We start from the raw sequence: 5,833 nt of genomic DNA, 5'->3' as shown, positions 1-5,833 counted from the left end.
CCTCGCACTGGTCGCCGGACGCGCGAACCTCGCGCAGACGGTGACGCTCGCCTTCGCGGTCGCGGCCTCGACGTTCTGCCCGCTGCTCGTGCTCGGCATCTGGTGGCCGCGCCTCACCTCGCGGGGCGCCCTCGCCGCGCTGTGGGTCGGCGGCGGCACGGCGCTCTTCGCCGTCGTGCTGGTGCTCGCCGCAGGTCCGTTCACGGGCATCGTCGGCGCGCTCCTCGGCCAGCCGGCCGCGTGGACCGTGCCGCTCGCGTTCGCCGCCGGGATCATCGTGTCGCTGCGCACGACCGACCGCGGACGGCGTACGGCGGACAGCGCGATGACGCGCCTGCACGCGCCCGAGGAGCTCGACACCCGCCGCTGAGCGGCCGGTCTGCCCACGAAACCTCACGGCGCCCAACGGTTCACGGCCCCGTCACACCTGCAGGACGCGGCGGCCGTTCGGCGCGCAGGCCGGACCGTTCGGCGCAGGCGCAACGGCCGTCGGGCCCCTCTCGGCTCGCCGTGCCTGCCACCCGGCGAGGTGCACGGGGCATCCCGTTCCGCGCAGCATCGCCGGCACCCACACTCGCTCCCGCCGGGTGACCGAGGTCACAGGCGCTCTGTCCATCTCGATCGGACGTCCCGACCGGAGGAGTCCCAGTGAGCTCTACCGAAAGCACGCACGAGGACCCGTACCTCGTCGTCGAGCGGAGCCCGAAGTTCCGCGACCTGCGCAGCCGCTACCGCCGCTTCATCTTCCCGATGGGCGCGCTGTTCATGGCGTGGTACCTGCTGCTCATCTACTGCGCCGGATGGCAGCGAGAGTGGATGGCGACCCCCGTCATCGGCTCGATCACCATCGGATACATCTTCGCGCTGCTGCAGTTCGTCAGCACCTTCGCGATCGCGATCGCGTACACGCGCTACGCCGACAAGAACATCGACCCGGAGGCCACCGAGCTCAAGGCGGAGGTGGAGCGGCTCGACGCCCTGCGCGGCGCGCACCCCACCCACACGTCCGACGAGGAGCTCCTCGAGGCCGACCTGAGCACGGGAGCCTGACCAGTGACCACGACCCTCGCAGCCGCGATCACCAGCGACTCCCAGCGGATCCTCGCGATCGTGCTCTTCCTCGTCTTCGTCGGCATCACCCTCGGCATCACCGTGGTGATGGGGCGCAAGACCAAGAACGCGGAGGACTTCTACGCCGCGGGCCGCTCGATCGGCGGCATCCAGAACGGCATCGCCATCTCCGGCGACTACATGTCGGCAGCCTCCTTCCTCGGCATCGCAGGGCTGATCGCCCTCTACGGCTACGACGGCTTCCTCTACAGCGTCGGCTTCCTCGTCGCGTACCTCGTCGTGCTGCTGTTCGTGGCCGAGCCGCTGCGCAACTCAGGCAAGTTCACGATGGCCGACGTCCTGGCCTACCGCCTGCGCCAGCGCCCCGTACGCACCGCGGCGTCGATCTCCACCCTGACGATCTCGCTGTTCTACCTGCTGGCCCAGATGGCCGGCGCGGGTGCACTGGTCTCGCTCCTGCTCGGCATCACGTCCGACGCGGGCAAGAGCCTCACCATCGCCGCGGTCGGCGCGCTGATGATCGTCTACGTGATCGTCGGCGGCATGAAGGCGACCACCTGGGTGCAGATCATCAAGGCCCTGCTGCTCATGGGCGGCACGATCCTGATCTCGGTGCTCGTCCTCATGAAGTTCAACTTCAACGTCTCGACGATGCTGACCGCGGCTCAGGACGCGAGCGGCAACCCGAACTTCCTCGCGCCCGGCAACAAGTACAAGGACCCGGTCGACCTGCTGTCGCTCGGCCTCGCGCTGGTGCTCGGCACGGCCGGCCTCCCGCACATCCTCACGCGCTTCTACACCGTCCCCACCGCGCGTGCGGCCCGTACGTCGGTCAACTGGGCGATCGGCATCATCGGCGCCTTCTACATCATGACGACGTTCCTCGGCTTCGGTGCTGCGGCTCTGGTCGGGTCGGAGGCCATCACCGAGGCGGACAAGGGCGGCAACTCCGCGGCGCCCCTGCTCGCGCAGTTCCTCGGTGGCGGCGCCGGCTCGGTCGGCGGCACGGTCCTCATGTCGGTCATCTGCGCCGTCGCCTTCGCGACGATCCTCGCGGTGGTCGCAGGGCTCACGCTGGCGTCGAGCTCGTCGTTCGCACACGACTTCTACGGCAACGTGATCAAGAAGGGCAAGGCGACCGGGGCCGAGGAGGTCAAGGTGGCGCGGCTCGCGACCATCGCGATCGGCGTCCTCGCGATCATCCTCGGGATCCTCGCCCAGAAGCAGAACATCGCGTTCCTCGTGGGGCTCGCGTTCGCGGTCGCGGCGTCGGCGAACCTGCCGACGATCCTCTTCTCGCTGTTCTGGAAGCGGTTCACCACCCGCGGTGCGGTGTGGGGGATCTACGGCGGTCTCGGCATGGCCCTGATCCTCGTCGTGATCTCGCCGGTGGGCTTCGGCACGCCGACGTCGATCTTCTCGACGACGACCCCGGCGCTGTTCCCGCTCAACAACCCGGGGCTCATCTCGATCCCGTTCGGCTTCTTCTGCGCCTGGCTCGGCACGATGACCGGGCGCGAGGAGTCGAGCGAGGAGAAGTACCCCGAGCTCGAGGTGCGAGCCCTCACGGGGGCCGGCGCGCACTGAGCCGTGGGGCGGCGTCGTTCGAGAGCGGCGCCGCCCCGCAGCCGCGCCGAGGTGCCCCGGTCCGCCGGGGCACCTCGGCCGCACGCTCACCGGGGCAGCCTAGGCATGCAGCCTCCCCCGCAACCCCGCCCTGCGGTAGAAACGACACCTGACTCCCGTCGGCACCCGCCGACCCCCAGAACCGAGGAGCGACGTGAGCCACGACGCGATCGAGAACCTGTCCCACGAGGACCGCGCCTTCCCGCCGTCGGCGGAGTTCGCCGCGCAGGCCAACGCGACGGCCGACCTGTACGCCGAGGCCTCGGCGGACCGCGTCGCGTTCTGGGAGAAGCAGGCAGCGACCCTCGAGTGGGAGACGCCGTGGACGACGGCTCTCGACTGGTCGGACGCGCCGTTCGTGAAGTGGTTCGACGGCGGCAAGCTCAACGTCGCGGTGAACTGCCTCGACCGGCACGTCGCGGCCGGGCGCGGCGACAAGGTGGCGTACCACTTCGAGGGCGAGCCCGGCGACACCCGCGACATCACCTACGCCGAGCTCCTGGCCGAGGTGAGCCAGGCCGCGAACGCGCTGGAGTCGCTCGGCGTGAAGGCCGGCGACCGCGTCGCGATCTACCTGCCGATGATCCCCGAGGCCGCGGTCGCGATGCTCGCGTGCGCACGCATCGGCGCCGTGCACTCGGTGGTGTTCGGCGGGTTCTCCGCCGAGGCGCTGCGCTCGCGCATCGAGGACGCCGAGGCGGTCCTGGTGATCACGTGCGACGGCGGCAACCGCCGCGGCAAGCCGATGGCGCTGAAGCCCGCGGTCGACGAGGCCGTCGCGGCGTCGCCGTCGATCAAGAGCGTGCTCGTCGTGAAGCGCACGGGCCAGGACGACATCGAGTGGACCGACAAGGACATCTGGTGGCACGACCTCGTGGGGTCGCAGTCGACCACGCACGAGGCGACGGCGTTCGACGCCGAGCACCCGCTGTTCATCCTCTACACCTCGGGCACCACGGGTAAGCCCAAGGGCATCCTGCACACGACCGGCGGCTACCTCACGCAGGCGTCGTACACGCACAAGAACGTCTTCGACCTCAAGGCCGACACCGACGTCTACTGGTGCACCGCCGACATCGGCTGGGTCACCGGCCACTCGTACGTCGTCTACGGCCCGCTCGCCAACGGGGCGACGTCGCTCATGTACGAGGGCACTCCCGACACGCCGCACAACGGCCGCTGGTGGGAGCTCGTCGAGAAGTACCGCGTCTCGATCCTCTACACCGCGCCCACGGCGATCCGCACGTTCATGAAGTGGGGCGAGGACATCCCTGCCGGCTTCGACATGACCAGCCTCCGCGTGCTCGGGTCGGTGGGCGAGCCCATCAACCCCGAGGCGTGGATGTGGTACCGCCGCGTCATCGGCGGCGACCGCTGCCCGATCGTCGACACGTGGTGGCAGACCGAGACCGGCGCGATCATGATCAGCCCGCTGCCCGGCGTCACCGCGACCAAGCCCGGCTCGGCGATGACCGCGATCCCCGGCATCAACGCCGAGGTCGTCGACGACGAGGCCCACCCCGTCGGCAACGGCGGAGGCGGCTACCTCGTGCTGACCGAGCCGTGGCCGTCCATGCTGCGCGGCATCTGGGGCGACAACGACCGCTACGTCGAGACCTACTGGTCGCGCTGGAAGGGCCTCTACTTCGCCGGCGACGGCGCCAAGCTCGACGAGGACGGCGCGATCTGGCTCCTCGGCCGCGTCGACGACGTCATGAACGTGTCGGGCCACCGGATCTCGACCACCGAGGTCGAGTCCGCGCTCGTCTCGCACCCGGTCGTCGCCGAGGCGGCCGTCGTCGGCGCCACCGACGAGACCACCGGCCAGGGCATCGTCGCGTTCGTGATCCTGCGCGAGGGCGTCGACCCCGGCGACCACGTGGTGGCCGACCTGCGCAACCACGTCGCCCACGAGATCGGCCCGATCGCCAAGCCGCGCCAGATCCTCGTCGTGCCCGAGCTCCCCAAGACCCGCTCGGGCAAGATCATGCGCCGTCTCCTGCGCGACGTCGCCGAGGGCCGCGCCACCGGCGACACCACCACCCTCGCCGACGCCAGCGTCATGAACCTCATCGGCGAGGGCCTCGCCAGCGGCGCCGCCAACGAGGACTGACCCCCGCTGCGTCCCCGGCTCATTGCACCGGGGCCGGGGGCTGCGGATGTGGCAGGGTGGACGGTGGTGAGCCGGGAAGTCTGGTCGGCGCGGTGCCCGGGCGACGGGTCCGCTCGTCGTGACCGCACGCCCGGCAGGTCGGCCGATCACCCGGCCGGCACGACGGGCGCCGACCGCACGGAGGTGTCGTGAGCCAGCCCAACGTCGTGTTCGACCGGTTGCCGCTCGCCGAGCGCTCGTACGTCCTCACCGCCCTGCGCAACGAGACCGTCGGCGGCGGCCTGCTGCTCGGCGCGGCCGTCATCGCCCTCGTCTGGGCCAACTCGCCGTGGCGCGACGCCTACACCTCGCTCACCGAGATCGTGGTCGGCCCGGCCGTGCTTCACCTCGACCTGACCCTCGCCACCTGGGCCGCCGACGGCCTGCTCGCCGTCTTCTTCTTCGTCGCGGGGCTCGAGCTGAAGCACGAGCTCGTGGTCGGGTCGCTCTCGGACCGCCGCAAGGCCATCGTCCCGGTCGTGGCGGCGCTCGGCGGCATGGCGATGCCGGCGCTGCTGTTCACCCTGACCGTCACGGTCATGGGCGACACCGCCGCCCGGGTCGGCTGGGGCATCCCCATGGCCACCGACATCGCGTTCGCCCTCGCGGTGCTCGCGGTCCTCGGCCGCAACCTGCCGGTGGCGCTGCGGGCGTTCCTGCTGACGCTCGCCGTCGTCGACGACCTCGGCGCGATCCTCGTGATCGCGGTCTTCTACTCGTACGGCTTCGCGCTCGTGCCGTTCCTGCTGTCGATCGTCGGCATGGGGCTCTGGATCCTGCTCCAGCGGCTGCGGGTCGAGGGGTGGTGGGTCTACCTCCCCCTCGCCCTCGTCATCTGGGGGCTCATGCACGCCAGCGGGATCCACGCGACCGTCGCGGGCGTCGCGCTCGGCCTCCTCACCCGCGTCCGCAAGGACCCGGGCGAGCACGAGGCCCCCGCCGACCGCTGGGAGCACTCCGTGCGGCCCGTGTCGGCCGGCGTGT

Annotated in this window: 5 protein-coding genes; all 5 read left to right on the top strand. The window is 70.8% G+C overall.

The window, feature by feature from the left end:
- Positions 1–370, top strand: a 370-nt coding sequence (locus ACFQGU_RS15935; RefSeq protein ID WP_449280329.1) for a sodium:solute symporter family transporter, incomplete at its 5' end; no start/stop codon positions are given.
- A gap of 278 nt (positions 371–648) precedes the next feature.
- Positions 649–1,050: a DUF485 domain-containing protein gene (locus ACFQGU_RS15930; RefSeq protein WP_386768598.1), complete on the top strand. Its 402-nt coding sequence runs from the start codon at positions 649–651 to the stop codon at positions 1,048–1,050.
- 3 nt (positions 1,051–1,053) lie between these two features.
- Positions 1,054–2,658 carry a solute symporter family protein gene (locus ACFQGU_RS15925; protein WP_386768596.1) on the top strand — a complete coding sequence of 535 codons (1,605 nt, stop codon included), beginning with the start codon at positions 1,054–1,056 and terminating at the stop codon, positions 2,656–2,658.
- A 193-nt stretch (positions 2,659–2,851) separates the two neighbouring features.
- Positions 2,852–4,810 (top strand): acetate--CoA ligase, encoded by a 1,959-nt coding sequence (gene acs, locus ACFQGU_RS15920; RefSeq protein ID WP_386768594.1) that lies wholly within the window; start codon positions 2,852–2,854, stop codon positions 4,808–4,810.
- Positions 4,811–4,998: 188 nt separating this feature from the next.
- Positions 4,999–5,833, top strand: an 835-nt coding sequence (locus ACFQGU_RS15915; protein ID WP_386768592.1) for a Na+/H+ antiporter NhaA, incomplete at its 3' end; no start/stop codon positions are given.

The organism is Longivirga aurantiaca, assembly GCF_042660085.1.
Classification (GTDB): Bacteria; Actinomycetota; Actinomycetes; order S36-B12; family CAIYMF01; genus Longivirga; species Longivirga aurantiaca.
Note: the sequence above shows the minus strand (reverse complement) of the source record. Positions and strands in the feature narration are given on the sequence as shown.